We start from the raw sequence: 23799 nt of genomic DNA, 5'->3' as shown, positions 1-23799 counted from the left end.
TCGATCATTCACCGGCTCACCTGCCGCGCCTAGCCTGGGCTCATGGCTGATTTCACCATCGGCGCGGTCGAAGTGACCAAGGTGCCCGAGTGGACCGGCGAGATCGCACCGGCCCGCTTCATCATCCCCGACAGCACCCCGGAGATCTGGCGGGACAACGACTGGCTGGCGCCCGAGCACTGGAACCCGGACACCGGCGCCTACCACGGCGCTGTGCAGACCTGGGTCCTGCGCAGCGAAGGCAAGACCGTGCTCGTGGACACCGGGGTGGGCAACGGCCGCGACCGGCCGCAGATCCCGCTGTTCGACCACCTCGACACCGATTTCCTCGACCGGCTCGCCGCCGCCGGTGTCCGGCCGGACGATGTGGACGTCGTCGTCAACACCCACATCCACTACGACCACGTCGGCTGGAACACCCTCGGCGGCGCCCGGGGCTGGGAGCCGGCGTTCCCGAACGCGACCTACCTCATCCCGGCCGTCGACGCGCGTTACTTCGCGCCCGAGAACGCCGGACGGCGCCCTGCGCCCCGCGACGACTACGATCGCTTGCGGCGCAAGGGAAGTCTCCTCGTCTACGCCGACAGCATCGCGCCGGTGCTCGGCCGCGCCACGCTGTGGGAGGACAGCTACCGGGTAGACGGGAACCTCACCCTGGAACCGGCGCCCGGGCACACCCCGGGATCCTCCGTGCTGCGCGTTCGTTCGGGCGGCGACAAGGCCGTCTTCGTCGGCGACATCCTGCACAGCCCCGTGCAGATCCTGGAGCCGTCCTGCAACAGCTGCTTCTGCGAGGACCGCGAGCAGGCGGCAGCGACCCGCAGGCGCGTGCTCGAACAAGCCGCGGACGAGGTGGAGATCGTGATCCCCGCGCACTTCGCCGGCGCCGGAGCGGCCGAGGTGAAGCGCGACGGCAGCCGGTTCCGCATCGACCGTTGGGTCGGCGCGGACGAGGCGGACCGCGCACCAGCCGACGTGCACCGGTGACCACATCCTGATGCCCGAGACGGCTGCCTCGGATGGTGAGCCTGGGGGAGCTGCCCGGCGGCGCGGTTCCACGCCGCCGCACGACGTGGTCCGGTCAGGCCGGTGCGTGTGCGGCGAGCGCCGTGTCCAGGTTCCCGCACACCGGAACGGAACCGTCGGTCAATCCCGCGTCGAGTACGCGCCGCACGATTCCGCCGGGGCGGGCCACGACCGCCGTCGGCGTGCCGTGGCTGGCGCCGGTGAGCGCGAATTCACGGATGATCCGCAGGCCGCAGGCCGACAGGAACGTCAGTTCGCGCAGGTCGAGCACGACCGCGGACGGCGGTGGTGTCCGCGCGACGACCTCGCGCAGATCGGCGCCGCACCCTTCGATCGTGCTCAGGTCCAGTTCCCCCGCGAGGTGGATGATCACCGCGTTGTCGGTTGTGATCGGTAAGGATCGGTGCACCGTCCACTCCCCTCCGGCTGGTGCCGATTCCGCTCCTCGACGCTAGCGGGCGCCGTTCGCGGCCCACCAGAGGTGACCACCCGCGCGGGTGCCCGGCCGGCGCCGGACGCGGCTGGGCCTCAGAGCGGCAGCGGGCTGACGTGGTAGGCCAGGCCGGCCACGAGACCGCCCAGGAACGGGCCGGCCACGGGGATCCACGCGTACGCCCAGTCCGATCCGGTCTTGCGGCCGAGCCGCAGGAGGGCGTGGACGATGCGCGGGCCGAGGTCGCGCGCGGGATTCAGGGCGTAGCCGGTCGGGCCGCCGAGGGAGGCGCCGATCCCGACGACCAGCAGGGCGACGGCGAGCGGGCCGAGGCCGGACGGTGTTCCGCCGAGGAGCAGGACCACGTAGACCAGGACGAAGGTGGCGATCGTTTCGGTGAGGACGTTCCAGGCGGGGGTGCGGATCGCCGACCCGGTCACGAACACGCCCAGCACGGCCCCGGCGTCGGTCTCGGCGTCGAAGTGCTTCTTGTAGCACAGGTAGACGAGGACGGCGCCGGCCATCGCTCCGATGAGCTGCCCGGCCATGTAGACGGCGGCGTGCGGGAGGCCGGCGGCGACACCGGGGGCGAAGTCCTGCCCGGCGATCCACAGCCCGAGCGTGACGGCGGGGTTGAGGTGGGCCCCGGACCGGGCGGCGGTGTAGACGCCCGCGAACACGGCGAGGCCCCAGCCGAAACTGACCAGCAGCCAGCCCCCGCCGTGTCCCTTCGATCCGGTGAGGGCGACGTTGGCGACAACCCCGCAGCCGAGCAGCACGAGCAGCGCCGTGCCGATCAGCTCGGAAAGGAAGATGCTCCCCATCGAGTTCTCCTGAGGTGGTTCGTGCCGGTTTTCCGGGCAGGGCGCAGCCCCGCCCGGCGGACGTGCCGCCGGGCGGTGGCGCGGACTGGATCAGTGGCGGGTCACCAGACGGTGTAGCCGCCGTCGACGACGAGGTCGGTGCCGGTGCAGAAGGCGGCCGCGTCGGAGGCCAGGAAGACGACCGCGGGTGCGATCTCGGCGGGCGTGGCGACCCGGTTCATCGGGGTGCCCGCGAGCCAGGCGCGGCGCCACTCCTCGTTGTCCATCCCGCGCTGGGTCAGCTCGGTGCCGACGTAGCCGGGGGAGACGGAGTTGACGCGCACGCCGCGGCCGGACCATTCGCCTGCCAGCGACTTCGTGAGGTGGATGACGCCCGCCTTCGCCGCGTTGTAGGCGGCCTGCGGCTGCGGGAAGTTGCTGATGTGGCCGCTCATGCTGCCGGTGTTGACGATGCTCCCGCCGCCTTGGGCGAGCATCCGGGAACCCGCGGCGCGGCAACAGTGGAACACGCCGTCGAGGTTGACGGCGAGCACCTTGCGCCAGTCGTGGTCGGACAGCGACTCGCTGGGGTGGTTGTGCACGATGCCGGCGTTGTTCACGGCGATGTCGATCCGCCCGGCGGTGCTGACGACGTGGTCGAACGCGGCTTCCACGGCGGCGGAGTCGGTGACGTCCGCGGCGACGAACTCGACGCCGAGCCGCTCGGCGGTGGCCTTGCCGGCTTCGTCGTTGATGTCGCAGATGAACACCCGGGCTCCCGAGTCGCGCAGCCCGGTGACGATGGCTTCGCCGATGCCCTGGGCGCCGCCGGTCACGATCGCCGTGCGTCCGGCCAGGGAGAACACCGGCAGGGTCGGGGTGGTGCTGGTCAACGGTCACCTCGCGGGGTCGTGGACGGGCGTGCGGTGGGTGCGCTGCCGCAGTCGCGGACGTCGTAGGTGCCGTCGGCGCGGCCGACGACCATCTCGTCCGCGATCCCGGTGAACAGGCCGTTCTCCACCACGCCGGGGATCCAGTTCAGCTGGGCGTCGATCGCCAGCGGGTCGGCGATGGACTTCAGGTGGGCGTCGATCAGGTAGTTGCCGCTGTCGGTGACGACCGGTGCCCCGTCGTGGGTGCGCAGCGTCAGTTCGGCGGCGGGATGGCCGAGTTTGTCCAGCAACCGGGCGATCGAGCGCTTCGTGGACTCCCACTCGTAGGGGATGACCTCGATCGGCAGCGGGAACGCGCCCAGCGCCGGGACGACCTTGCTGTCGTCCACCACCGCGACCATCCGGTCCGACGCGTCGGCCACGATGCGTTCCCACAGCAGGCAGGCGCCGCCGCCCTTGATCATGGCGCCGTCGTGGTCGATCTCGTCGGCGCCGTCGATCGTGAGGTCCAGCCGGACCGCTTCGGCGAGGGTGGTCAGCGGCACCCCGGCCTCGATCGCGAGATCGCGGGTGGCGGTGGAGGTGGGCACCCCGACGACGTCGAGGCCGTCGGCCACCGCCTTGCCGAGCGCGCGCACGAACCAGTGCGAGGTCGTCCCCGAACCCAGGCCCAGCTTCATCCCGTCGTGCACGTAAGTTTCGATGGCGCCGACACCGGCCGCCCACTTCGCCCGGTCCTGGTCACTGCTCGGTTGCATGGAACTCCTTGTCCGCCAAGCCCTCGGCCAGTGCGCCGAAGGTGTCGATGGTGGTCACGCCCGGGAGCGGGTGCCCCCAGGACACGTGCCGGTAGGGCACTCCGGCGCGCTGTGCGGTGAGCGCGTCGATGCCGGTGTCGCCGACGTAGAGGGCGTCGGCGGGGGAGACGTCCAGCGCGGTGAGCGCGGCTTCCAGGTGCCCCGGGTCGGGTTTGCCCGCGGGCACCGCGTCGATGCCGACGACGACGTCGACCAGCGGGGCGAGCCCGGTGGCGGCGAGGACGTCGTGGGACAGGCCGGTGCGCTTGTTGGTGCACACCCCGATCCGGATTCCCTTGTGCCGCAACGCCTGGAGTGCTTCGTGTGCGTCGGCGTGCACGGTGGTCGCCGCGGCCGGTTCGGCCCGGTAGGCGCTGGAGTAGGCCGCCAGCACCGGACCCGCGAGCGCGGGATCACCGCCGACGGCGTCGAGCGTGCCGCGGACGAGTTCCGCGGCGCCGCCGCCCAGCAGACCGCGGACCCGGTCGGCGTCGATCCCGGGCAGACCGTGCGCGGTCAGCGCGGAGGTGAGTGCCCTGGCGATGTCCGGGGCGCTGTCGACGAGAGTGCCGTCCAGGTCGAGCACCACCGCACGCCTCACGCCGGCACCGTTTCGGCGAACAGCGGGCGCAGGCCCTCGTACAGGTGCCGGTGGCGCTGGAAGATCCGGTCGTAGGTCGCGACGGCGGCGGGGTCGGGGGTGAAGGTCTGCTCCACGGCCAGCATGCCGACGGCCTCGGTGAGATCCCGCCACCAGCCGATCCCCACCCCGGCGGCCAATGCGGCACCGTAGGCGCCGCCCTCGGCCACCCCGGTGACGGTGACGGTTTCCCGGTTCAGGACGTCGGCGAGGATCTGCAGCCACAGCGGTTCCTTGGTCGCGCCACCGGAGGCCACGACCCGGTCGCACGGCAGCCCGGCCTGCCGGTAGACCTCGAGAATTTCCCGCATGTTCAGCACGACGCCCTCCATCACGCTGCGCGCGATGTGGCCCAGGTGGTGCATCGGGGTGAGTCCCACCCAGCTCGCCGACGCCTCGGGCGCGACGTGCGGGGACCGTTCGCCGAGCAGGTACGGCAGGAACAGCAGGCCTTCCGAGCCGGGGCCGATGTCGCGGGCCAGTTTGGACAGTCGTTCCAGGGTGACCGGGTCGGCGGCGGTGGCGGGGGCCAGCGCGTCGCGCAGCCACTGGAAGGCGCCGCCCGCGCTGAGCGACACCCCCATCACGTGCCAGCGTCCCGGTTCGTTGCCGCAGGAGACCTGCACCCGTCCGCCGGGGTTGTCCGGGCACCGGGACGCGCCGCCGGCGACGATGCCCGCGGTGCCGATCGTGAACCCGACCGGTCCGGTGTCGAGCAGGCCCATCGCGGTGGTCTGGATGACCGCGTCGCCGCCGCCCCCGAACACCGGTGTGCCTTCGGGGATGTTCCACCGGGCGGCGGGGCCGGGCAGCACGGTGCCGGTGGGCTCGACGGATTCGACGACGTCGGGCAGCAGCGCGCGGTCGATGCCGAGGAGCCCCAGCAGCTCGTCGGACCAGCGGCGGTTCGCGACGTCGAACAGGCCGGTGCCCGAGGCGTCGGACACGTCGGTGGCGTACTCCCCGGTCAGCCGGAGGCGCAGGTAGTCCTTGGGGTTGAGGATGCGGCGGGTCCGGGTGAACAGTTCCGGTTCGTGCTCGCGGAACCACACGATCTTGCACCCGGTGAAGCCGGGCAGCATCCGGTTGCGGGTCATGCGCAGCAGTTCGTCCAGACCGCCGGCGCGGTCGGTGATCCACTCGCATTCCCGCGCGGCGCGCTGGTCGTTCCACAGGATGGCCCGCCGCAGCGGTTCGCCCGCGCCGTCGAGCGCGGTCAGCCCGTGCATCTGCCCGCACAGGCCGATTCCGGTCACTTCCCGGCCGCGGTCGGGCAGGCTCGCGGTGACGGCGGTGAGTGCCTCGTCGGTGGCCGCCCACCAGTCGGCGGGTTCCTGCTCGGCCCAGCCGGGATTGGTGGTGTGCACGGGGTAGTGGCGCAGCACCTTGGCGACCACTTCACCCGAGCGCGACACCGCGATGACCTTGCACGCCGAAGTGCCCAGGTCGATGCCGATCAGCATGTTGTTGTCCTTCCCGCGCGTCGTTGCGCTTTCCCGCGCGTCATCGCGCGCCGTGGCGGAGTCTCACGTGCTTGAGCTGGAGGTAGGACTCGAGGCCTTCGGGGCCGTGCTCGGACCCGAACCCGCTCTCGCGGCGGCCTCCGTAGGGTGCGTTGATGATCCCGGCGTCGACGTTGTTGATGGCGACGTTGCCGAAGTCCAGGTCGCCCGCGAGCGTGAAGGTTTCGCGGGTGTCGTTGGTGTAGGCGTACGCGGCGAGGCCGCCGGGCACGCGGTTGGCCCGGTCGATCGCGTCGGCGAGGCCGGTGAAGCGGGCGACGCCGACGGCCGGGCCGAACGTTTCCTCGGTCATGACGAGCGCGTCGTCGGGCGCCTCGGCGATCACGGTGGGGCGCAGGAACAATCCGGGACCGTCCAGCGGTCCGCCGCCTGCCACGATCCGCGCGCCGCGCTTGTCGGCGTCGGCGATGTGGTCGAGGGTGCGCCGGTAGGTTTCGTCCATGGTCAGCGAGCCGACGTCGGCGGACGGCTCGGCCAGCCCGTCGGCGACGGTGAGCGCGTCCGCCGCGGCCGCGAGCCCGTCGACGAACTCGTCGTAGACCGAGTCGTGCACGTAGATCCGGTTGATCGCGATGCAGATCTGGCCGGCGTTGCGGAACGCGCGGCGGGTGGCGCCGCGCACCGCGCCGGGCACGTCGGCCGTGCCGGTGACGATCATCGGGCAGCTTCCGCCGAGTTCCAGGGACAGCCCGGTGATTCCGGTGACCGCCCGGTACAGCGCCTGTCCGGTGGCCATCGAGCCGGTGAAGGCCACCTTCGCGATCCGGGGGTGCGCCACGAGCGCCTGCCCGGTGGAGCCGTCGCCGAAGACGATGTTGGCCACGCCCGGGGGCAGCGTCCCGGCGAGGCACTCGGACAGCACCTGGGCGCATCCGGGGGTGTACTCGGACGGCTTGATCACGATCGTGCAGCCTGCGGCGACGGCGCCGCCGAGCTTCCAGCCGATCAGTTCGATCGGGTAGTTCCACGGCACGATCCCCGCGACGACGCCGAGGGGTTCCTTCTCCACGATGCTGGTGAACCCGGGCGCGTCGTTCGGGATCGTGCGGCCGTAGACGCGGGTGGCCTCTTCGGCGTAGTAGTGCAGCGCGGCGATGAACTTGCGGACTTCGCCGCGCGCCTCGTCCAGGGGCTTGCCCTGCTCGCGCGTGATCGCGGTGGCGAGGTCGTCGACGCGGCCGGCGCAGGATTCCGCGAGCCGGTGCAGGTGCGCGGCGCGGTCGGCCGGGACGGTGCGGCGCCAGCCGCGGAAGGCGTCGGCGGCGGCGCGGACGGCCGCGTCGACCTCGGCGGCGGTGGAACGCGGGGCTACCGCGACGATCCGGCCGGTGGCGGGGTTGGCCCGCTCGATTCCCGGTTCCGCGGTGTCCCGCCAGGTTCCCGCGACGAAGTTCCGGCAGACGAGCACGGGCTCATCGGGCTGCATTGCCTCAACTCCCTGGTGCGCGCGGACTGGCCGCGGCAGCGGTGCGATCTTTGTATGATAATCGGACCTTAGAGCGGGAGTTGCGTGTCGCGCAAGAGGGTGACCGCGCCGGGTCAGGCGCGGGTCGGGATCGCCTCGTTCTCGGCCAGCAGGCGGTCCCGGTGGCGCATGACGCGGCGCAGGTGGTTCTCGGTGGCGAAGCGCGCGCGGGACGGGTCGCCGGCGGCGATGGCCTCGGCGATCTGGACGTGCTCCTCCAGCGTGTTGGCCGCTTCGGAGGGATAGCCGGGACCGGTGCGGTAGGTGTCGCGCAGGAACCCGTTGAGCGGGCCGATCACCAGTGAGAAGAACGGGTTTCCGCTCGCCTGCGCCACGATCTCGTGGAACCGCAGGTCGGCGTCGAGGAATTCGTCGCGGGCCTCGGGCCGGTCGAGAGCGTCGGCCAGTCGCCGGTTCGCGTCGTCGAGGTCGGCGAGGTGCTGTTCGGTCCGCCGGGCCGCGGCCAGCTGGGCCATTTCGACCTCGAGCACCAGGCGCAGTTCGAGGAGCTGGGCGAAGGAGCCCTCGCTGCGACGCATCAGCAGGCCGTACTGCTCGGCGATGAGCCGCCCGTCCAGTTCCGCGACGGTCATGCCGCGGCCGGGCTTCACCGTGACCAGCCCACGCTGGATCAGCAGCCGGGCCGTTTCCCGCACCACGGTGCGCGAGACGTCGAAGCGGCGGGCGAGTTCGGCTTCCGTCGGGAGGCGCTCGCCGGGCGCCAGCCGGACGATCTCGTCCTGCAGCTTGTCCGCGAGGGTTTCCGACAGGCGCTTGTGGAGTGCTTCGGCCATTCGGCGATCGTACGACAAAGCAGGCCGGTTGCCTCGTGCTGTGCCGCCTGCTGGGCGATGTGGCGGCTGGATTGACGGCATCTTTGTACGATGATAGGACATTGATGGCGCCCGGGTGGGCGCGACGAGGAGGGCTGTCGATCCATGAACCTGCACGCCTACGCCGGGGCCGTGCTCCCCGCCGACGCCGAGCGAGCCACCCTGGTGGCCCGTGTGTTCGACCCCGCGGTCGGCGGACCGTGCGTCGCGGCGATCCGGGGTGACCGCGCCGTGGACCTGACCCACGTCGTTCCGACGGTCTCCGAGCTGCTGGACCGGCCGGACGCGGTCTCGATCGTCCGCACGCGCGAGGGCGGCGGTCACTGGGAGCTGTCCGCGCTGATCGACGCCACCCTGCGGCGCGACCGGACCGCCCCGCACCTGCTGGCCCCGGTCGACCTGCAGGTCGTCAAGGCGGCGGGCGTGACGTTCGTCCGCAGCATGCTCGAGCGCGTGATCGAAGAGCGCGCGAAGGGGGACCCCGGCCGGGCCGAGGAGATCAGGTCCCGGATCGCCGAGGTGGTCCGGGGCCGGATCGCCCAGCTGCGGCCCGGATCGCCGGAGGCGGCCCGGGTCAAGGAGGTGCTGGTCGAGGAGGGCCTGTGGTCGCAGTACCTGGAGGTCGGCATCGGTGAGGATCCGGAGATCTTCACCAAGGCGCCCGTGCTGTCCGCGGTCGGCACCGGCGCGGAGATCGGCGTGCTGGCCCGCTCGACCTGGAACAACCCGGAGCCCGAGCTCGTGCTCGCGGTCAGCTCGTCCGGCACGCCGGTGGCCGCGACCCTGGGCAACGACGTGAACCTGCGCGACTTCGAGGGACGCAGCGCGCTGTTGCTCACCGAGGCCAAGGACAACAACGCATCCTGCGCGATCGGCCCGTTCCTGCGGCTGTTCGACGACGGTTTCACGCTGGACGACGCGCGGGCCACCGAGGTCGCGCTGGACATCACCGGCGGCGACGGGTTCACCCTGCACGGCGTGAACCCGGTGAGCGAGATCAGCCGGGACCTCACCGACCTGATCCGGCACGCCCACGGCGCCCACCACAGCTACCCCGACGGGTTCGTCCTGTTCACCGGCACGATGTTCGCGCCGACCGAGGACCGCGGCGAGCCGGGGCAGGGCTTCACCCACCGGCAGGGCGACGTCGTCGCGATCAGCTCACCCGCGCTGGGCACCCTGGTCAACACCGTCACCACCGCGGAAGCGGCCGAGGACTGGACCTTCGGCATCCGGGCGCTGATGGCCAACCTCGCCGAGCGCGGCCTGCTGCGGCGCGCGGCGGAGGTGGTCTCGTGACCCGGGTGGTCGTCACCGATCACGCCTTCGGCGGCGTGGCGGCGGAGGCGGCCGTCGCCGAGCGCTTCGGCGCGGAGTTCTCGGTGCACGCCTGCCGCGGCGAGGACGAGACGATCCGCGCGGTGGCCGGCGCCGACGTGGCGTTCGTGAACTTCGCCCCGGTGACCGACGCGGTGCTCGCGGCGATGGCGCCCGGCGCGACGGTGATCCGCTACGGCATCGGCTACGACAACGTGGACGTCGCCGCGGCCGAGGCGCGCGGGATCTCGGTGGCCACGGTGCCGGACTACGGCAGCGACACCGTCGCCGACCACACCGTCGCCCTGCTGCTGACCCTGCTGCGCAAGATCCCGGCGTACGACCGCCGCATCCGCGAGACCGGCTGGTGCGTCCCGAGCGATCTCGGCTCGATTCCCGGCTTCGCCGACACCACGGTGGGACTGGTCGGCCTGGGCCGGATCGGGCTCGCCGTGCACCGCAGGCTCGCCGCGTTCGGGTTCCGCGTGCTCGCCCACGACCCTTACGCCGAGCCCGCCGACGGGATCAGCCTCACCGACCTGGACACGCTGCTGCGCGAGTCGCACGCCGTCTCGCTGCACGCGCCGCTGACCCCGCAGACGCGGCACCTGCTCAATTCGGCGGCGTTCGCCCGGATGCGCGAGGGTGCGGTGCTGGTCAACACCTCGCGTGGCGGGCTGGTCGACCACGACGCGCTCGCCGAGGCGGTGCGGGCGGGCCGGGTCGCCGCGGCCGCGCTGGACGTCTTCGACCCCGAACCGCTCGCCGCGGACTCGCCACTGCGCGAGTTGCCGCAGATCCTGTTCACCCCGCACGCCGCGTTCTATTCGGACAGTTCGCTGGCCGCGCTGCAACGGCTGGCCGCGGAGGAGGCCGAACGGGCGCTGGCCGGGAAACCGTTGCGCTGTCCCGTGACCGGAGGAGGTGGCCGATGAGCCGCGCTGTCGATCCCCGCACCGGAGCCGCGATCGGCCCGGAGATCGCCGACACCACACCCGAGGAGATCCGCGAGGTGTGTTCGCGGATCTCGGCGCAGGCCGCGCCGTGGCTGGCTGGGCTCTCGTTCCCGGAGCGCGCCGCGCTGCTCACGGCTCTCGGCCAGGCGCTGCGCGACCACTCCGGCGAGCTCGTGGAACTGGCCGACGCCGAAACCGCGCTCGGCGCGCCGCGCCTGACCGGCGAGCTCGCCCGCACCGCCGCGCAGTTCGACCTGTTCGCGGAGGTGCTCCGGGACGGCGCGTTCTGCGAGGCCACGATCGACAGGCCGAACCCGGAGGCGGTGCCCCCGCACACCGATCTGCGCCGCATGCTCGTCCCGCTGGGGCCGGTGGCGGTCTTCGCCGCGTCCAACTTCCCGTTCGCCTTTTCCGTGGCCGGCGGCGACACAGCGAGCTCCCTCGCCGCCGGCTGCCCGGTCGTCGTCAAGGCGCACCCCGGGCATCCGGGGCTGTCGGTGCGCACCGCGGAGATCCTGGCCGGCGCGCTGTCCGCCGCCGGCGCCCCCGAGGGCGTGCTGACCCTGGTGCACGGCGAGGCGGCGGGCCGGGCCCTGGTGGCGGATCCGGCGGTCACCGCCGTCGCGTTCACCGGCTCACCCGGCGGTGGCCGGGCCCTGTTCGACGTCGCGATGTCGCGTCCTGATCCGATCCCGTTCTACGGCGAGCTGGGCAGCATCAACCCGGTCGTCGTGACGGCCGCCGCGGGCGCGGCCCGGCCGGACGAGATCGCGGACGGTCTGGCGGGCAGCGCGATGCTCGGCAGCGGGCAGTTCTGCACCAAGCCCGGTCTGGTGTTCGTGCCCGAGGCGGCGGGCCTGCCCGCCCGGGTGGCGGAGCGGGTGGCCGCGGCGGAGGCCGGTCCGCTGCTCACGGCGCGGATCGAATCCGGATTCCGCGAGGGCCTGCGGCGGCTGCTGAAGGTCCCGGGAGTGCGCGCCCTGCTGGACGGGCCGGACCCGGACGGCGGCGGGCACCGGGTGGCCCCGCAGGTGGTGACGGCCGACGCGCGGACGTTCCTGGCCAACGCCGCCGTCCTGACCGAGGAGTGCTTCGGCCCGGTGACGGTGCTCGTCACCTACTCGGCCGAGGAGGAACTCGCGGCCGCGCTCGCCCCGGTCCCGGGTTCGCTGACGGGCACGGTGCACGCCGAGCCGGACGACCCCGCCGCCGCTTCCGTCGTGGCGGTTCTCGGAGCCAGGGTGGGACGCCTCATCCACAACGGCTGGCCCACCGGGGTGGCGGTGACCTGGTCGCAGCACCACGGCGGCCCCTGGCCCGCGACGACGGCGGTCCTGCACACGTCGGTGGGCGCCACGGCGATCCGGCGGTTCCTGCGCCCCATCACCTACCAGGACGTGCCCGAGCCGCTGCTACCCGCCGCACTCCGCGACCGCAACCCGCTGGGCATCCCGCGCCGCGTCGACGGTGTGCTCGCCCCGGGCCCGAATGGCGGCCGGGCGGGCTGATCCCGCCGTCCGGCGGTGTGACCGTGATCGTTGACTTCCAGGCCCGCATGACGTTACGTTTCTGAATCAGTAACATCGGTCTCGAGTCGGCGTCGTCCCTGGCGAAACGCACAGGCAGGAGAACGGTCATGTCGAACCTGGCCACCGTGCTCGACGTCTCCGCCGGGCGCTTCGGTGAACGGGAGTTCCTCGTCGCCGGAGCGCGCCGGCTGACGTTCGCGGAGGTCTCGCGGCGATCCGCGGCGATGGCGCGGCGCCTGGTGGACTCCGGGGTCGCGCCGGGCGACAAGGTCGCGCTGTCGTGCCCGAACGTCCCGGAGTTCACCATCGCGTACTGGGCGGTGCTGCGCGCGGGCGGGGTGGTGGTGCCGCTCAACGTGCTGCTGCGCGCCCGGGAGATCGCCTACCACCTCGACGACTCGGACGCGGTCGCCTACCTGGTGCACGAAGATCCCGCTGACCCCCGGCTCGCCGATACCGCGCGGGAGGGCTTCGCGAAGGCCGCGGAGTGCGACCGCTTCTGGACCATCGGGGTCGACGAGGCGGGGGAGACGACGTGGTGCGGCGAGCCGCTGGCCGGTCCCGCGTCGTTCGGCACTGTCGCGCGCGAGGACGGCGACACCGCCGTCATCCTCTACACCTCCGGGACCACCGGGCGCCCCAAGGGCGCCGAGCTCACCCATCGCAACCTGCTGCTCAACGCACGGGCCGCCGCCTCGGTGTACGAGCTCGACCCCGCCCGGCCGGACACCCACCTGCTGGTCGCCCCGCTGTTCCATTCGCTCGGGCAGACCTGCGTCCAGAACGCCTCGACGCTGTTCGGCTGCACCATCGTCATGGTGCCCAGGTTCGACGCAGTCGAGGCGCTGCGGCTCATGCTCGACGAGCACGTCACGATCTTCGCCGGGGTCCCGACGATGTTCTGGGCACTGCTGCAGGCCCTCGACGATCTGCCGGGCCGGGACAGCCTGTACGGGCGGCTTCGGGTCGCCGCCTCGGGCGGGTCGGCCCTGCCGGTCGAGCTGCACAAGGAGTTCGAAACCCGTTTCGGGACGTCGATCCTGGAGGGCTACGGCTTGTCCGAGACTTCCCCGATGGCCAGTCACACCCGGCTCGGCGAGCCGGTCCGGGCCGGGTCGATCGGACGCCCCGTCGACGGCGTCGAGATGAAGCTGATCGCGGAGGACTGGACGACGCTCCCCGACGACCCGGAGGTGGTCGGGGAGATCGCCATCCGCGGGCACAACGTCATGAAGGGCTACTACAAGCGGCCCGAGGCGACGGCCGATGCCGTTCGCGACGGCTGGTTCCGCACGGGAGACCTGGCACGCAAGGACTCCGACGGCTTCTACCACATCGTCGGGCGCTCCAAGGACCTCATCATCCGCGGCGGCTACAACGTCTACCCGCGCGAGATCGAGGAGGTCTTCATGGAGCACCCGGCCGTGTCGCTCGTCGCGGTGATCGGGGTCCCGCACCCCTCGCACGGCCAGGAGATCAAGGCCGTCGTCGTGCCCGCCGAGGGCCACGAGGCCCTCCGGCCCGAGGACCTGGTGGACTGGGGCCGGCGGCAGCTGGCGGCCTACAAATACCCGAGGATCGTCGAGCTGAGGGACGAGCTGCCGATGACGTCGACCGGCAAGATCCTCAAACGGGAGATTTCCTGAACGCCCCGGGGCGTCCGGAGAAGCGGATTGGCCCCGGCCGAGCTGCTCATCGAGCCGCGCCGGCACGGCGCAGGTGGGCCAGGAGCGCTTCGTTCACCGTGTCCGGGGCCTGCTGGTGCACCCAGTGCCCGGCTCCGTCCACGACGAGGGTGCGGAGATCCTCGAACGCCCGCGCGCCCGATTCGGGCCGCATGAAGGTGGTCACCGGGTCCGCGCTGCCCGTGAGGAACAGCGAGGGCTGCTGGATGACCCGTTCCGGTGCCGCCTTCGTTTCGCGCCAGTTGTCGTCGATGTTGCGGTAGTAGTTCAGCCCGCCCGCGAAGCCTGTCTCGCGGAAGCGCTCGACGAGCCGGCGGAACAGGTCCGGCGGCAGCCACTCGGGCGGGCGGACGGGCTCGTCGCCGTCGAGGAGGTCGTAGCGATCGCCGAAGATGACGGCGAGCGAGCGGCCGGCATCGCGCATCAGCAGTGCCTCCGCGCGCCCGGCTTCCTGGAACCGGAGCTGGTAGAACTGCTCGCCCCAGCGTGCGCGCAGGATCTGCGTCGGCGGGGCGGGTGCCGGCGGGGCGTACGGCACGCTGAGACCGGCCAGCGAGAGAACGGCGGCCGGGTGGTCGAGGCCGAGCTGCCAGACGCACGCGGCGCCCCAGTCGTGGCCGATGAAATGTGCCGCGTCGGCACCCTCGTGCTCGAGCAGGCCGATCAGGTCCAGCCCGACCGTGCGCAGGGCGTACGCCGATCGTTCGCCGGGGCGCGAGCTGCGGCCGTAGCCGCGCATGTCCGGAGCCAGCACCCGATAGCCGGCCTCGACCAGCGCGGGGATCTGCAGCCGCCAGGTGACGGCCAGGTCGGGAAATCCGTGCGCGAGCACGACGAGCGGCCCTTCGCCGGCCGCGGTCACGGCGAGCTCGACACCGTTCACTCGCCGCAGCTCGGACGATGTCCTCATGCCGCAGCCCGGTTGAGACGCACCAGCATCTTGCCGACGTTGGCGCCGGACAGCATCCCCAGCAGCGCCCCGACGGCGTTTTCGAGGCCGTCCACGACGGTGGTGGCCGGAACGAACGAGCCGTCCGCGAGCCAGCCCCGGGCGAGGGCGATCCATTCCGGCCAGCGCTCCAGGTGGTCCAGCACGATGAGGCCGCGCAAGGTCAGTCGCTTCTTCGTGATCAGCGCGAGGTTGGCTGGGCCGGGCACGGGTCCGGCGGCGTTCGCCTGGGAGACGGAGCCGCAGACCGCCACTCGTCCGCCGGTGCGCAGCGCGTCGAGGGCGGCTTCCAGCTGGTCCCCGCCGACGCTGTCCAGGTAGACGTCGATCCCGCCGGGGGCCGCGGCGCGCAGAGCGGGCCCGATCGGTCCCGACTTGTAGTCGACGGCCCGGTCGTAGCCGAGCTGTTCCACCAGCCGCCGTGCCTTTTCCGGTCCGCCTGCGGACCCGATCACCGCGGCGGCCCCGAGGTGACGGGCGACCCGGGCGGCCACCACGCCGACGGCGCCGGCGGCCGCCGAAACGAAGACGACGTCGCCGGGGTGCACGGGCGCGAACTCGCTCAGCGCCAGGTAGGCGGTGAGGCCGGGCATGCCGAGTGCGCCGAGGTAGTCCGAGCCGCGGACGCCCGTCGTGTCCAGGCGATGGGTTTCGTCCGCCCGGACCACGGCGTAGTCCCGCCAGCCGAAGTGGTGCCACACGACGTCTCCGTCGCGCAGCGTCCCGCTCCGCGACTTGACGACCGTGCCGACGGCCGCGCCTTCCAGGGGTGCGCCGAGGGCGAACGGCGGGAGGTAGGACGGCACGTCCCGCATGCGCCCGCGCATGGAGGGGTCGACGGACATCCAGTCGTTGCGCACCAGCACCTCTCCCGGCGCCGGCTCGGGCACGACGGTTTCCACCAAGGCGAAGTCCGACGGGGACGGCAGCCCGGCAGGGCGTGCCACCAGATGAACCTCGCGGCTGGTCGTGCTCATCGATCCTGTCCTCCGCTCACTTCCTCCGGTCGACGTTACACTTTCAGAAACGTAACACAGGCTTGCGGACATGTCGCTCGCGTGGTTAGCCTTCGTGATCTGTTACACATGCCACTACGTAACACCGCGAGGGAGGGGCAACGATGCCCATCACCGCCAACGGAATCCACTACGAAGTGCGCGGTGACGGGCCGCGGACGATCGTCCTCCTGCCGGGCTTCGGGTGTTCGATCGAGTGCTGGGCCGGGGTGGTTCCCCTGCTCGACGGGTACCGCGCCGTCCTGATGGATCTCCCGGGGCACGCGGGGTCGGCCGGTGCGCGGGCCGACGGCGACCTGCCGGGTCTCGCGGAGACCGTTGCCGAGGCCTGCCGGGAAATCAGGCTCACCGGCTTCGTCGTGGCCGGGCTGTCGCTGGGTGGCGCCATCGCTGTGCGCATCGCGCTGGACCATCCCGGCGAGGTCGAGGCGGTCGTGGGCGTGATGCCGTGGAACGCGGGCGGTACTTCCCCCGGTGACCCCGTCATCGAAGGCTTCCACAGCGCCTTCGGCGACCTGGACACGATCACCGCGGGCATCGCGAGTATCTCGCAGGATCCCGCGAAGACGGCGGATCTGGTGCGCACGATGCCCACGGTCACCGAGCGGATGTGGCGTGGCTGGCTCGGCGGCGGGGTCTTCACCAGCATGGCCGACGAGCTGCCCGGGTTGCGGGTCCCGCTGCTGTACCTGGTCGGCGGCAAGGACACCGTGGTCGACCTGGACAAGCAGATTTCGGACGTGCGGCGGGTCCCCGGCGGGCGCCTGGTGCTGCTCGCCGACGCCGGTCACCTCGCCTGCTACGAGACACCCGAAGCCGTGGCACGGGAAATGCGCCAGTTCCTCGACGCCCGCGCGGTCGCGGGCGTCTGACGATCAGGACAGCAGCCGCCGGATCGCCGCGCCGACCTTGGCGGCGTCCGGCTCGCCGCCGGTGATCATGTCGACGTAGCAGAACGACTCGGCGATGCGGACCACGAGGTAGGCGAGATCCTCGACCGGGAGCCCGCCGGGCGGATCAGGCAGCTCGTCGCGCAGCAGGTCGGCCACGTACCCGATGAAGTTGTGCTGGAGTTCGCTGCTGCGGGTGGTGAGGATCCGCAGCGCGATCTCACCTTCCTGCTGCAGGAACGTCTTCATGAACGGCGCATCCAGGACACTGGCGATGAACCCCTCGAGGGTCTGGGCCACGGCGTCGATCCCGGTCGCCCTGGACTGGAGCCTGCAGCGGTCGAGGGTGGGTTTCGCCAGGGACCAGTTCACCTCGCCCAGCAGGCGGTCCCGGCTCCCGACCCAGCGGTTCAGCGTCATCCGGCTCACGCCGAGCTCGTTGGCCAGTGCCTGCATTTCGATCCGCGTTCCGCTGCGGAACTGCCGTCGTGCCAGCCGGATCGCCGCTTCCCGCCCCTGGGAAGCCGGCGCCGCCTCGTCCGGGTGCGGCGGGGTTGCGGTCTGGCGTCGCGCGGCAGGCATGAACCGCAGCCTAGCCGGTGCGTGGGACACCAGGCGGCATCCTGGTCCGGCCGCCGAAGCGGCGCCGGTGCCGTCGGCCCGTGCGCTGAGGACGCGGGCCTTCCCGCCCCAACTCCCGGATCCAGGTCACAGTCAGCTGCCCGGCACCACACCAGACTCCTGCTCACGGAACTGGACCGGAACGGCGAGGGTGAGCGGAGATGGTGGTGTACGTACCCGACGGTGGACCAGGGGTGCCACAGCTGGACAGGGCCGAAGACCTGGGCGCGTTGTCGGTCCGTGCCGCGGCGGACTCGCCGCGGTGGGAGCTCCTGTCGCGGGCACTGGAAGCCGCCGGTGCGGGCGAGGTCGCCGGAGACCACGTCTGGCTCGACGTCAACTGGCTGCGCTCCGCCGCTGGTGATCGTGATCAGGACTGGCACGACGGGTTCACCCGCATGCTCGCCCACGCCGCACGCCAGGGCTGGGTCAGCGCCGACGGTGGCCGGGTCCGGGCGCACGTCTCCTGGGGGCGGTGACCGTGCCGGGGAAGTTCGACGGCAGGACCGCGATCGTCACCGGTGCCAGCCGCGGCATCGGGTTCGCCATCGCCGAACGGCTGGTCGCCGAAGGAGCGCGGGTGGTGATCACCGCGCGCAAGAAGGAGGCGCTGGAGGAGGCCGTCGCTCGCCTCGGTGGCCCGGAGGTGGCGCTCGCCGTGGCGGGCAAGGCCGACGACACCGCGCACCAGGCGGAGGCGGCCGGTCAGGCCGTGGAACGGTTCGGCAGCCTCGACATGCTGGTGAACAACGCGGGCGTCAACCCGTGGTACGGGCCGATGGTCGAGCTCGACCTCGATGTGGCCCGCAAGATCGTCGAGGTCAACTGCATCGCGGCGTTGTCCTGGGTGCAGCACGCGCACCGCGCGTGGATGGGGGAGCACGGCGGGGCGGTCGTGAACGTCGCGTCCCATTCGGCCATTGCGCCCGCGCCGGGTGTCGGCTTCTACGGCGCCAGCAAGGCCATGCTCGTCGCGATGACCAGGCTGCTGGCCGTCGAGCTGGGCCCGCGCATCCGGGTGAACGCGGTCGCGCCCGCGGTGGTGAAGACCAAGTTCGCCGCGGCCCTGTACGAAGGCCGGGAGGAGCAGCTGGCCGCGGCCTACCCGCTCAAGCGCCTGGGCGAGCCGGACGACATCGGCGGGGCCGTCGCGTTCCTGCTGTCGGCGGACGCGTCGTTGCTGACCGGCCACCTGCTCGTCGTCGACGGCGGCGTGACCCTGGCCGGGGCGACCGCATGACGGTCGCGGGTCAGGGCGTCGTCGTCACCGGCGCCGCGGGCGGGATCGGCAAGGCGCTGGCCGCGCGGCTCGCCGCCGGGGGAGCGCGCGTCGTGGTGAACGACCTGGATCCCGTCGCGACGGAGGCGGCGGCCGCGGAGATCGGTGCGCTCGCCGTGCCCGGCGACGCCGCGTCCGTGGCCGGGGCCGTGGCCCTCGTCTCGGCTGCGCGCGGTCACCTCGGCCAGGTCGACGCCTGGTTCGCCAACGCCGGCGTCGTCCGCGGCTACGGCCTGGACGCCAGCGAGGCAGCCTGGGCGGCGAGCTGGGAGGTCAACACGATGGCGCACGTCCGCGCCGCCCGGCTGCTGGTGCCGGAGTGGCTGGAGCGTGGTCGCGGGCGGTTCGTGGTGACCGCGTCGGCGGCGGGGCTGCTGACCGCGCTCGGGACCGCGACCTACTCGGTGAGCAAACACGCTGTGGTCGCCTTCGCCGAGTGGCTGTCCGCGACCTACCGGCACCGCGGAATCGTGGTCCAGGCGATCTGTCCGCAGGGGGTGCGGACCGGCATGCTCGCGGCCAGCGGTCCCATGCGGTCGGTGCTGGCCGACGGCGCGGTGACCCCCGAGGACGTCGCCGAGGTGACGTGGCAGGCGCTGCACGACGACCGCTTCCTGATCCTCCCGCACCCCGAAGCGGGGGACCACTACCGAAACCGGGCCGCCGACACCGACCGCTGGCTCGGCGGGATGAACAAGCTGCAGCGGCACCTGGAACGGGCGGCCCCGTGACTCACCTTCCGGGCCTGGACCTGACCAGGCTGGCCCGCTGGCTCGCGGCTGAGCGGCCGGGGCAGGCCGGGCCCACGCTGTCGGCGCGCCTCCTCGCGGGCGGCCGGTCGAACCTGACGTACGAGGTCGGTGACGGCGAGCGCGCCTGGGTGCTGCGCAGGCCGCCGGTCGGACCCGTGCCCGCCACCGCTCACGACGTGGCGCGCGAATACCGGGTCATGGCCGCGCTGGCGGGCACCGCCGTGCCGGTGCCCGCGATGTACGCGCTGTGCACGGACGACTCGGTGATCGGGGCGCCCTTCTACCTCATGGAGAAGGTCGGCGGGACCCCGTTCCGGAGCGCGGCGGCGCTGGCGCGGCTCGGGCCGGACCGGGTCCGCCGGATCTCGCTTCGCCTCGTCGACACGCTGGTGGCACTGCACGACGTCGACCCGGCCGAGGTGGGGCTGGCGGACTTCGGTCGCGCCGACGGGTTCCTGGACCGGCAGGTGCGGCGCTGGAGCGCGCAGCTGGCGGCAGCCGGCAGCGGCGACCTGCGGTCCGCCGGGGAGCTGCGCTCCCGGCTGGCGTCGAACGTCCCGGCCCATTCCGGGGTCGGCATCGTGCACGGTGACTACCGCCTCGACAACGTGCTCGTCGACTCCGCCGACCGCCCGGCGGCCGTGATCGACTGGGAGATGGCCACGATCGGCGATCCGCTGACGGACCTCGCACTGCTGATCGCCTACCAGAAACTGAGCCGGCTCCCGGGCGGGGAGCTCGTCACCGACGCCGCCTCGGCGCCGGGACACCTCACCGAGGACGAAGTGCGAGAGCGGTACCGCTCGCGCAGTGGCCGCGACCCTGCGCACTTCGGCTTCCACCTCGGCCTCGCCTGCTACAAGCTGGCGGCGATCGTCGAGGGGATCCGCCACCGGCACCTGCACGGGCAGACCGTGGGCGCCGGGTTCGACGGGATCGGCGCGCTGACCGGGCCCCTGCTGGAGATCGGGCTGGCTGCCCTGAAGGAGGACGGCTGATGCACTTCGGCTACGACGATCGCACCGAGGACCTGCGCGGGCGGCTCCTGGAGTTCATGGAGACGCACGTTCACCCGGCGGAGCCGGTGTTCGAACGGCAACTGTCCGAGCTGGACGATCCGTGGGCGTGGGACTCCGCACCCGTGCTGTCCGAACTGCGGGCGGAGGCGCGCAACCGGGGGCTGTGGAACCTGTTCCTCCCCGGGGCGGACGGCGCCGGCCTCACCAACCAGCAGTACGCGCCGCTGGCCGAGATCACCGGCCGGAGCCCGCACCTGGCGCCCGCCGCGCTCAACTGCGCCGCACCGGACACCGGCAACATGGAACTGCTCTCGCAGTTCGGCACCGACGCGCAGAAACGCCAGTGGCTGGAACCGCTGTTGTCCGGGCGGATCCGGTCGTCGTTCGCGATGACCGAACCCGATGTCGCGTCCTCCGACGCCACCAACGTCGCCACCCGCATCGAGCGCGACGGCGACCACTACGTGATCAACGGGCGCAAGTGGTGGATCACCGGGGCGATGAACCCGAACGCCGCGATCTTCGTCGTCATGGGCAAGACCGATCCGCACGCCGAGCGGCACCGCCAGCAGTCCATGATCCTCGTCCCGCGGGACACCCCCGGCGTCCGCGTGACCCGGGCGATGCGCGTCCTTGGCTACGACGACCGCGAACACGGTGGGCACGCCGAACTGCGTTTCGACGACGTCCGGGTGCCCGCCGGAAACCTCATCGGTGGCGAAGGCGACGGCTTCGCGATCGCACAGGCCCGGCTCGGCCCTGGCCGCATCCACCACTGCATGCGGGCGATCGGGGTGGCCGAACGCGCGCTCGAGCTGATGTGCGCCCGCGCGGAGGAGCGGGTCGCGTTCGGCAAGCCGCTGTCCGGCCAGGGAGTCGTCCGCGACTGGATCGCCGAATCCCGCGTCCGGATCGAGCAGCTGCGCCTGCTCACCCTCAAGGCGGCCTGGCTGATGGACACGCGGGGCAACAAGGCCGCGCACACCGAGATCCAGGCGATCAAGATCGCGACCCCGGTGACCGTCCAGTGGGTGCTCGACAAGGCGATCCAGGTGCACGGCGGGGGTGGGTTGTCGCAGGACTTCCCGCTCGCCTACGGCTACGCCCTCGCCCGCATGCTCCGATTCGTCGACGGGCCGGACGAGGTCCACAAGGACGCCCTCGCCCGCCGCGAACTGCGCAAGGCCGCCTCGGCTCGGCGACCGGCACCCGCGGCGCAGCGGTAGGGAGCCCGGCCGAAGTCCCGGACCCAGGTCACAGTCTTCGCCGCCGCCGGGCGGCAAGCTTCAGCTACCAGGCCCCGCCGGGGGCATTGTTGGGAGGCATTGTGCAGACGCTCGATCTTGTCGGCGCCGAGGCCGGCGTCGAGTTCGGGGCCGGCGTGCACCTCGACGCTCGCCGCGCGGGCAACGGCAGCCGGGTCGCCCTGGTCCTGCCCGGCGCAGAGCGGGCCGAGGAGAACGCCGCGTTCGTGGCGGCGCTCGCGAAGGACTACTCCGTGGTCGCGCCGAGTCACCCGGGCTTCGGCCGTTCGCCCCGGCCGGACTGGTGCACGTCCGTCGACGACCTGGCCTACCTCTACCTCGACTGGCTGGACCGGTCCGGGCTGACCGACGTCACCGTCGTCGGCCTCCAGTTCGGCGGCTGGGTCGCCATGGAGATGGCGGTGCGGAGCTGCGCGCGGATCGGCCGTCTCGTGCTCGTCGACTCGGTGGGGGTCAAGCTCGGCGGACCGCTCGACCGCGAGATCGCCGACCTCTTCGCGATGCCGCGGACCGAGCTGGACAAGCGCCTCTACGCGGACACGAGCTTCGCGCTGGGCGACCTCGCGCACGCGCGGGACGAGGACGTCCTCGAGGTGGCGCGCAACGAAGAGGCTCTCGCGTTGTACGGCTGGGAGCCCTACCTGCACAACCCGCGGCTGCGCCACTGGCTGTGGCGCATCCGCGTGCCGTCCCTGGTGATCTGGGGCGGGCAGGACGGCATCGTCGCGCCCGGCTACGGCCGCGAGCTGGCCGCGCGGATCCCCGGCGCGCGTTTCGAGCGCCTCGACCGGGCCGGGCACCGCGCACAGGTGGAATGCCCGGCGGAGATCGCCGAGCTGATCTCCGCCTCCGCCGCCTGACCCCGACCAACCAGAAAGGGAGCGTTCCCGTGCAGTACTGGCATTTCAGCGAAGCGGCCTACCCGTACCTGCCGGACCCCGAGACCTACGAATCGGTGCGGGTCACCCTGCCCAACGGCGTCATCGACCCCGCTCGCGCCGCGGCGCTGTGGGACCGCTACATCCGCGAGTGGCAGGTCGCGGACGAATGCGGGCTGAACGTGATGGTCAACGAACACCACTCGACCGCGACCTGCATGAACTCCGCCGCTCCCGTGATCGCCGGAGCGCTCGCGCGGCTCACCACCAACGCGCGGATCCTGATCCTGGGCAACCCCGTCGCGAACCGCACCGACCCCGTGCGCATCGCCGAGGAAATGGCCCTGCTGGACCTGCTCAGCCACGGCCGTCTCGAGGCCGGATTCGTGCGGGGCGTGCAGTACGAGGTCGCCGCCACCAATTCCCGGCCGGTGCGGATGTCCGAGCGCATGTGGGAGGCGGTCGAGCTCATCACGCGAGCCTGGTCGGCGCACGACGGCCCGTTCAACTGGGAGGGCGAGTTCTTCCACCACCGCCAGGTCAACATCTGGCCGAGGCCCCACCAGCAGCCCGGCCCGCCCGTGTGGGTCACCGCGGTGAACCCGGCCAGCGTGCCGAGGATCGCCGACCACGGCTACCGGGTCGGCACCTTCCTGTCGGGGTTCGACGGGACCAGGGCGGTGTTCCAGGCCTACCGCGACCACTGCGCCGCGACGGGCAAGCCCGCGCCGGGCGACGAGATGTTCGGCTACGCGGCGCTGGTCTACACCGGACGGACCGACGAAGAGGGCTTCGAAGGGGCTCGCGAACTGCTCTGGTACCTGCACAGCAACAAGGTGGCCAAGCAGTTCGCCTACCCGCCGGGATACCTGCCCTACCACGTCCGGGCCGTGGGCCTGCGGGGACCGCTGACGTCGATGCCCGGCTCCCCGGCGTCCTCGCCGATCCCCGACGTGACCGCGATGTCGCTCGCCGAGCTCATCGAACGCGGAATCGTGTTCGCCGGCAGCGCCGCCACCGTCGCCGGGCAGATCGAGCGCTTCTACGAGCACGTCGGCGGGTTCGGGCACCTGCTGCTCATGGGCCAGGCCGGTCACCTCGGGCACGAGGACACGGTCCGGGGGATCGCCAACTTCGCCGAGGGTGTCGCGCCCTTGGTCGACCGCGTGACGGGCGGGCTCGCCGTTCAGTCGAAGTAGGGTAACTGCTGCCTATCGGAGGACAACGATG

24 protein-coding genes are annotated in these 23799 nt (G+C 72.2%); 13 read left to right on the top strand and 11 right to left on the bottom strand.

Annotation, left to right across the window (positions count from 1 at the left end):
- Positions 1–42: 42 nt before the first annotated feature.
- Positions 43–987 (top strand): MBL fold metallo-hydrolase, encoded by a 945-nt coding sequence (locus tag ABZ193_RS21065; RefSeq protein ID WP_354711148.1) that lies wholly within the window; start codon positions 43–45, stop codon positions 985–987.
- 94 nt (positions 988–1081) lie between these two features.
- Here ABZ193_RS21065 and ABZ193_RS21060 read toward each other — a convergent pair whose 3' ends face one another.
- The 8 genes from ABZ193_RS21060 to ABZ193_RS21025 all read right to left on the bottom strand — a co-directional run bounded on the left by ABZ193_RS21060 (position 1082) and on the right by ABZ193_RS21025 (position 8374).
- The gene (locus ABZ193_RS21060; protein ID WP_354711147.1) at positions 1082–1435 is read right to left on the bottom strand and encodes an STAS domain-containing protein; all 354 of its coding nucleotides are present in this window, start codon (positions 1433–1435) and stop codon (positions 1082–1084) included.
- Between the two features lie 119 nt (positions 1436–1554).
- A complete protein-coding gene (locus ABZ193_RS21055) occupies positions 1555–2283 on the bottom strand; it encodes an MIP/aquaporin family protein (RefSeq protein WP_354711146.1) in 729 nt (242 codons plus the stop codon).
- Positions 2284–2384: 101 nt separating this feature from the next.
- Complete coding sequence (locus ABZ193_RS21050; protein ID WP_354711145.1) at positions 2385–3155, bottom strand: SDR family oxidoreductase; 771 nt, start codon at positions 3153–3155, stop codon at positions 2385–2387.
- On the bottom strand, positions 3152–3913 hold the full coding sequence (gene rpiA / locus ABZ193_RS21045) for a ribose-5-phosphate isomerase RpiA (protein WP_354711143.1): 762 nt from the start codon (positions 3911–3913) through the stop codon (positions 3152–3154). The genes ABZ193_RS21050 and rpiA overlap by 4 nt, the downstream gene beginning before the upstream one ends.
- A complete protein-coding gene (locus tag ABZ193_RS21040) occupies positions 3897–4553 on the bottom strand; it encodes an HAD-IA family hydrolase (RefSeq protein WP_237336613.1) in 657 nt (218 codons plus the stop codon). Before ABZ193_RS21040 ends, rpiA begins: the two co-directional genes overlap by 17 nt.
- Positions 4550–6055: a xylulokinase gene (gene xylB, locus ABZ193_RS21035; protein WP_237336612.1), complete on the bottom strand. Its 1506-nt coding sequence runs from the start codon at positions 6053–6055 to the stop codon at positions 4550–4552. The genes ABZ193_RS21040 and xylB overlap by 4 nt, the downstream gene beginning before the upstream one ends.
- 40 nt (positions 6056–6095) lie before the next feature.
- Positions 6096–7541 carry an aldehyde dehydrogenase family protein gene (locus ABZ193_RS21030; protein ID WP_354711142.1) on the bottom strand — a complete coding sequence of 482 codons (1446 nt, stop codon included), beginning with the start codon at positions 7539–7541 and terminating at the stop codon, positions 6096–6098.
- Positions 7542–7654: 113 nt separating this feature from the next.
- Positions 7655–8374 carry an FCD domain-containing protein gene (locus ABZ193_RS21025; protein ID WP_354711140.1) on the bottom strand — a complete coding sequence of 240 codons (720 nt, stop codon included), beginning with the start codon at positions 8372–8374 and terminating at the stop codon, positions 7655–7657.
- A 144-nt stretch (positions 8375–8518) separates the two neighbouring features.
- On the opposite strand from ABZ193_RS21025, the gene ABZ193_RS21020 reads away from it, so the two are divergent.
- The 4 genes from ABZ193_RS21020 (at position 8519) to ABZ193_RS21005 (ending at position 13861) form a co-directional block, all read left to right on the top strand.
- Positions 8519–9712, top strand: a complete 1194-nt coding sequence (locus ABZ193_RS21020) for a fumarylacetoacetate hydrolase family protein (protein WP_354711138.1) — start codon at positions 8519–8521, stop codon at positions 9710–9712.
- The gene (locus tag ABZ193_RS21015) at positions 9709–10665 is read left to right on the top strand and encodes a C-terminal binding protein (protein WP_354711137.1); all 957 of its coding nucleotides are present in this window, start codon (positions 9709–9711) and stop codon (positions 10663–10665) included. The genes ABZ193_RS21020 and ABZ193_RS21015 overlap by 4 nt, the downstream gene beginning before the upstream one ends.
- Positions 10662–12194, top strand: coding sequence for an aldehyde dehydrogenase (NADP(+)) (locus ABZ193_RS21010; RefSeq protein WP_354711135.1), 1533 nt, complete (start codon positions 10662–10664; stop codon positions 12192–12194). The genes ABZ193_RS21015 and ABZ193_RS21010 overlap by 4 nt, the downstream gene beginning before the upstream one ends.
- Before the next feature lie 128 nt (positions 12195–12322).
- Complete coding sequence (locus ABZ193_RS21005) at positions 12323–13861, top strand: long-chain fatty acid--CoA ligase (RefSeq protein WP_354711134.1); 1539 nt, start codon at positions 12323–12325, stop codon at positions 13859–13861.
- A 46-nt stretch (positions 13862–13907) separates the two neighbouring features.
- Here ABZ193_RS21005 and ABZ193_RS21000 read toward each other — a convergent pair whose 3' ends face one another.
- Complete coding sequence (locus tag ABZ193_RS21000) at positions 13908–14783, bottom strand: alpha/beta hydrolase (protein ID WP_020417157.1); 876 nt, start codon at positions 14781–14783, stop codon at positions 13908–13910.
- A gap of 23 nt (positions 14784–14806) precedes the next feature.
- Positions 14807–15826, bottom strand: a complete 1020-nt coding sequence (locus tag ABZ193_RS20995; protein ID WP_354711132.1) for an NADP-dependent oxidoreductase — start codon at positions 15824–15826, stop codon at positions 14807–14809.
- A gap of 143 nt (positions 15827–15969) precedes the next feature.
- Between ABZ193_RS20995 and ABZ193_RS20990 the strand changes: the two genes are divergently transcribed.
- Positions 15970–16737 (top strand): alpha/beta hydrolase, encoded by a 768-nt coding sequence (locus tag ABZ193_RS20990; RefSeq protein WP_354711130.1) that lies wholly within the window; start codon positions 15970–15972, stop codon positions 16735–16737.
- Between the two features lie 3 nt (positions 16738–16740).
- Here ABZ193_RS20990 and ABZ193_RS20985 read toward each other — a convergent pair whose 3' ends face one another.
- Positions 16741–17337 carry a QsdR family transcriptional regulator gene (locus ABZ193_RS20985; RefSeq protein ID WP_354711128.1) on the bottom strand — a complete coding sequence of 199 codons (597 nt, stop codon included), beginning with the start codon at positions 17335–17337 and terminating at the stop codon, positions 16741–16743.
- Positions 17338–17570: 233 nt separating this feature from the next.
- On the opposite strand from ABZ193_RS20985, the gene ABZ193_RS20980 reads away from it, so the two are divergent.
- From ABZ193_RS20980 to ABZ193_RS20950, 7 genes are all read left to right on the top strand, one after another.
- Positions 17571–17855, top strand: coding sequence for a hypothetical protein (locus ABZ193_RS20980; protein WP_354711127.1), 285 nt, complete (start codon positions 17571–17573; stop codon positions 17853–17855).
- Between the two features lie 2 nt (positions 17856–17857).
- Positions 17858–18616, top strand: a complete 759-nt coding sequence (locus ABZ193_RS20975; protein ID WP_354711156.1) for an SDR family oxidoreductase — start codon at positions 17858–17860, stop codon at positions 18614–18616.
- Complete coding sequence (locus tag ABZ193_RS20970; protein WP_354711125.1) at positions 18613–19386, top strand: SDR family oxidoreductase; 774 nt, start codon at positions 18613–18615, stop codon at positions 19384–19386. Before ABZ193_RS20975 ends, ABZ193_RS20970 begins: the two co-directional genes overlap by 4 nt.
- Positions 19383–20405, top strand: a complete 1023-nt coding sequence (locus ABZ193_RS20965) for a phosphotransferase family protein (RefSeq protein WP_354711124.1) — start codon at positions 19383–19385, stop codon at positions 20403–20405. Before ABZ193_RS20970 ends, ABZ193_RS20965 begins: the two co-directional genes overlap by 4 nt.
- Entirely contained in the window at positions 20405–21652 is a 1248-nt protein-coding gene (locus ABZ193_RS20960; protein WP_237336599.1) for an acyl-CoA dehydrogenase family protein, read from the top strand. The genes ABZ193_RS20965 and ABZ193_RS20960 overlap by 1 nt, the downstream gene beginning before the upstream one ends.
- A 101-nt stretch (positions 21653–21753) precedes the next feature.
- On the top strand, positions 21754–22551 hold the full coding sequence (locus ABZ193_RS20955; protein WP_354711122.1) for an alpha/beta hydrolase: 798 nt from the start codon (positions 21754–21756) through the stop codon (positions 22549–22551).
- A gap of 29 nt (positions 22552–22580) precedes the next feature.
- Positions 22581–23768, top strand: a complete 1188-nt coding sequence (locus ABZ193_RS20950; RefSeq protein WP_020417147.1) for an LLM class flavin-dependent oxidoreductase — start codon at positions 22581–22583, stop codon at positions 23766–23768.
- Positions 23769–23799 lie beyond the last annotated feature (31 nt).

Origin of the sequence: Amycolatopsis sp. NPDC006125 (genome assembly GCF_040614195.1) — a bacterium.
In the GTDB taxonomy this organism is placed as follows: Bacteria; Actinomycetota; Actinomycetes; order Mycobacteriales; family Pseudonocardiaceae; genus Amycolatopsis_E; species Amycolatopsis_E tucumanensis.
This window is presented reverse-complemented; position numbering and strand designations above follow the sequence as displayed.

Coding starts and splice junctions, on each gene's coding strand:
- ABZ193_RS21065 (WP_354711148.1), top strand. CDS start 43: ATGGCTGATTTCACCATCGGCGCGGTCGAAGTGACCAAGGTGCCCGAG.
- ABZ193_RS21055 (WP_354711146.1), bottom strand. CDS start 2,283: ATGGGGAGCATCTTCCTTTCCGAGCTGATCGGCACGGCGCTGCTCGTG.
- rpiA (WP_354711143.1), bottom strand. CDS start 3,913: ATGCAACCGAGCAGTGACCAGGACCGGGCGAAGTGGGCGGCCGGTGTC.
- xylB (WP_237336612.1), bottom strand. CDS start 6,055: ATGCTGATCGGCATCGACCTGGGCACTTCGGCGTGCAAGGTCATCGCG.
- ABZ193_RS21030 (WP_354711142.1), bottom strand. CDS start 7,541: ATGCAGCCCGATGAGCCCGTGCTCGTCTGCCGGAACTTCGTCGCGGGA.
- ABZ193_RS21025 (WP_354711140.1), bottom strand. CDS start 8,374: ATGGCCGAAGCACTCCACAAGCGCCTGTCGGAAACCCTCGCGGACAAG.
- ABZ193_RS21020 (WP_354711138.1), top strand. CDS start 8,519: ATGAACCTGCACGCCTACGCCGGGGCCGTGCTCCCCGCCGACGCCGAG.
- ABZ193_RS21010 (WP_354711135.1), top strand. CDS start 10,662: ATGAGCCGCGCTGTCGATCCCCGCACCGGAGCCGCGATCGGCCCGGAG.
- ABZ193_RS21005 (WP_354711134.1), top strand. CDS start 12,323: ATGTCGAACCTGGCCACCGTGCTCGACGTCTCCGCCGGGCGCTTCGGT.
- ABZ193_RS20995 (WP_354711132.1), bottom strand. CDS start 15,826: ATGAGCACGACCAGCCGCGAGGTTCATCTGGTGGCACGCCCTGCCGGG.
- ABZ193_RS20990 (WP_354711130.1), top strand. CDS start 15,970: ATGCCCATCACCGCCAACGGAATCCACTACGAAGTGCGCGGTGACGGG.
- ABZ193_RS20985 (WP_354711128.1), bottom strand. CDS start 17,337: ATGCCTGCCGCGCGACGCCAGACCGCAACCCCGCCGCACCCGGACGAG.
- ABZ193_RS20970 (WP_354711125.1), top strand. CDS start 18,613: ATGACGGTCGCGGGTCAGGGCGTCGTCGTCACCGGCGCCGCGGGCGGG.
- ABZ193_RS20960 (WP_237336599.1), top strand. CDS start 20,405: ATGCACTTCGGCTACGACGATCGCACCGAGGACCTGCGCGGGCGGCTC.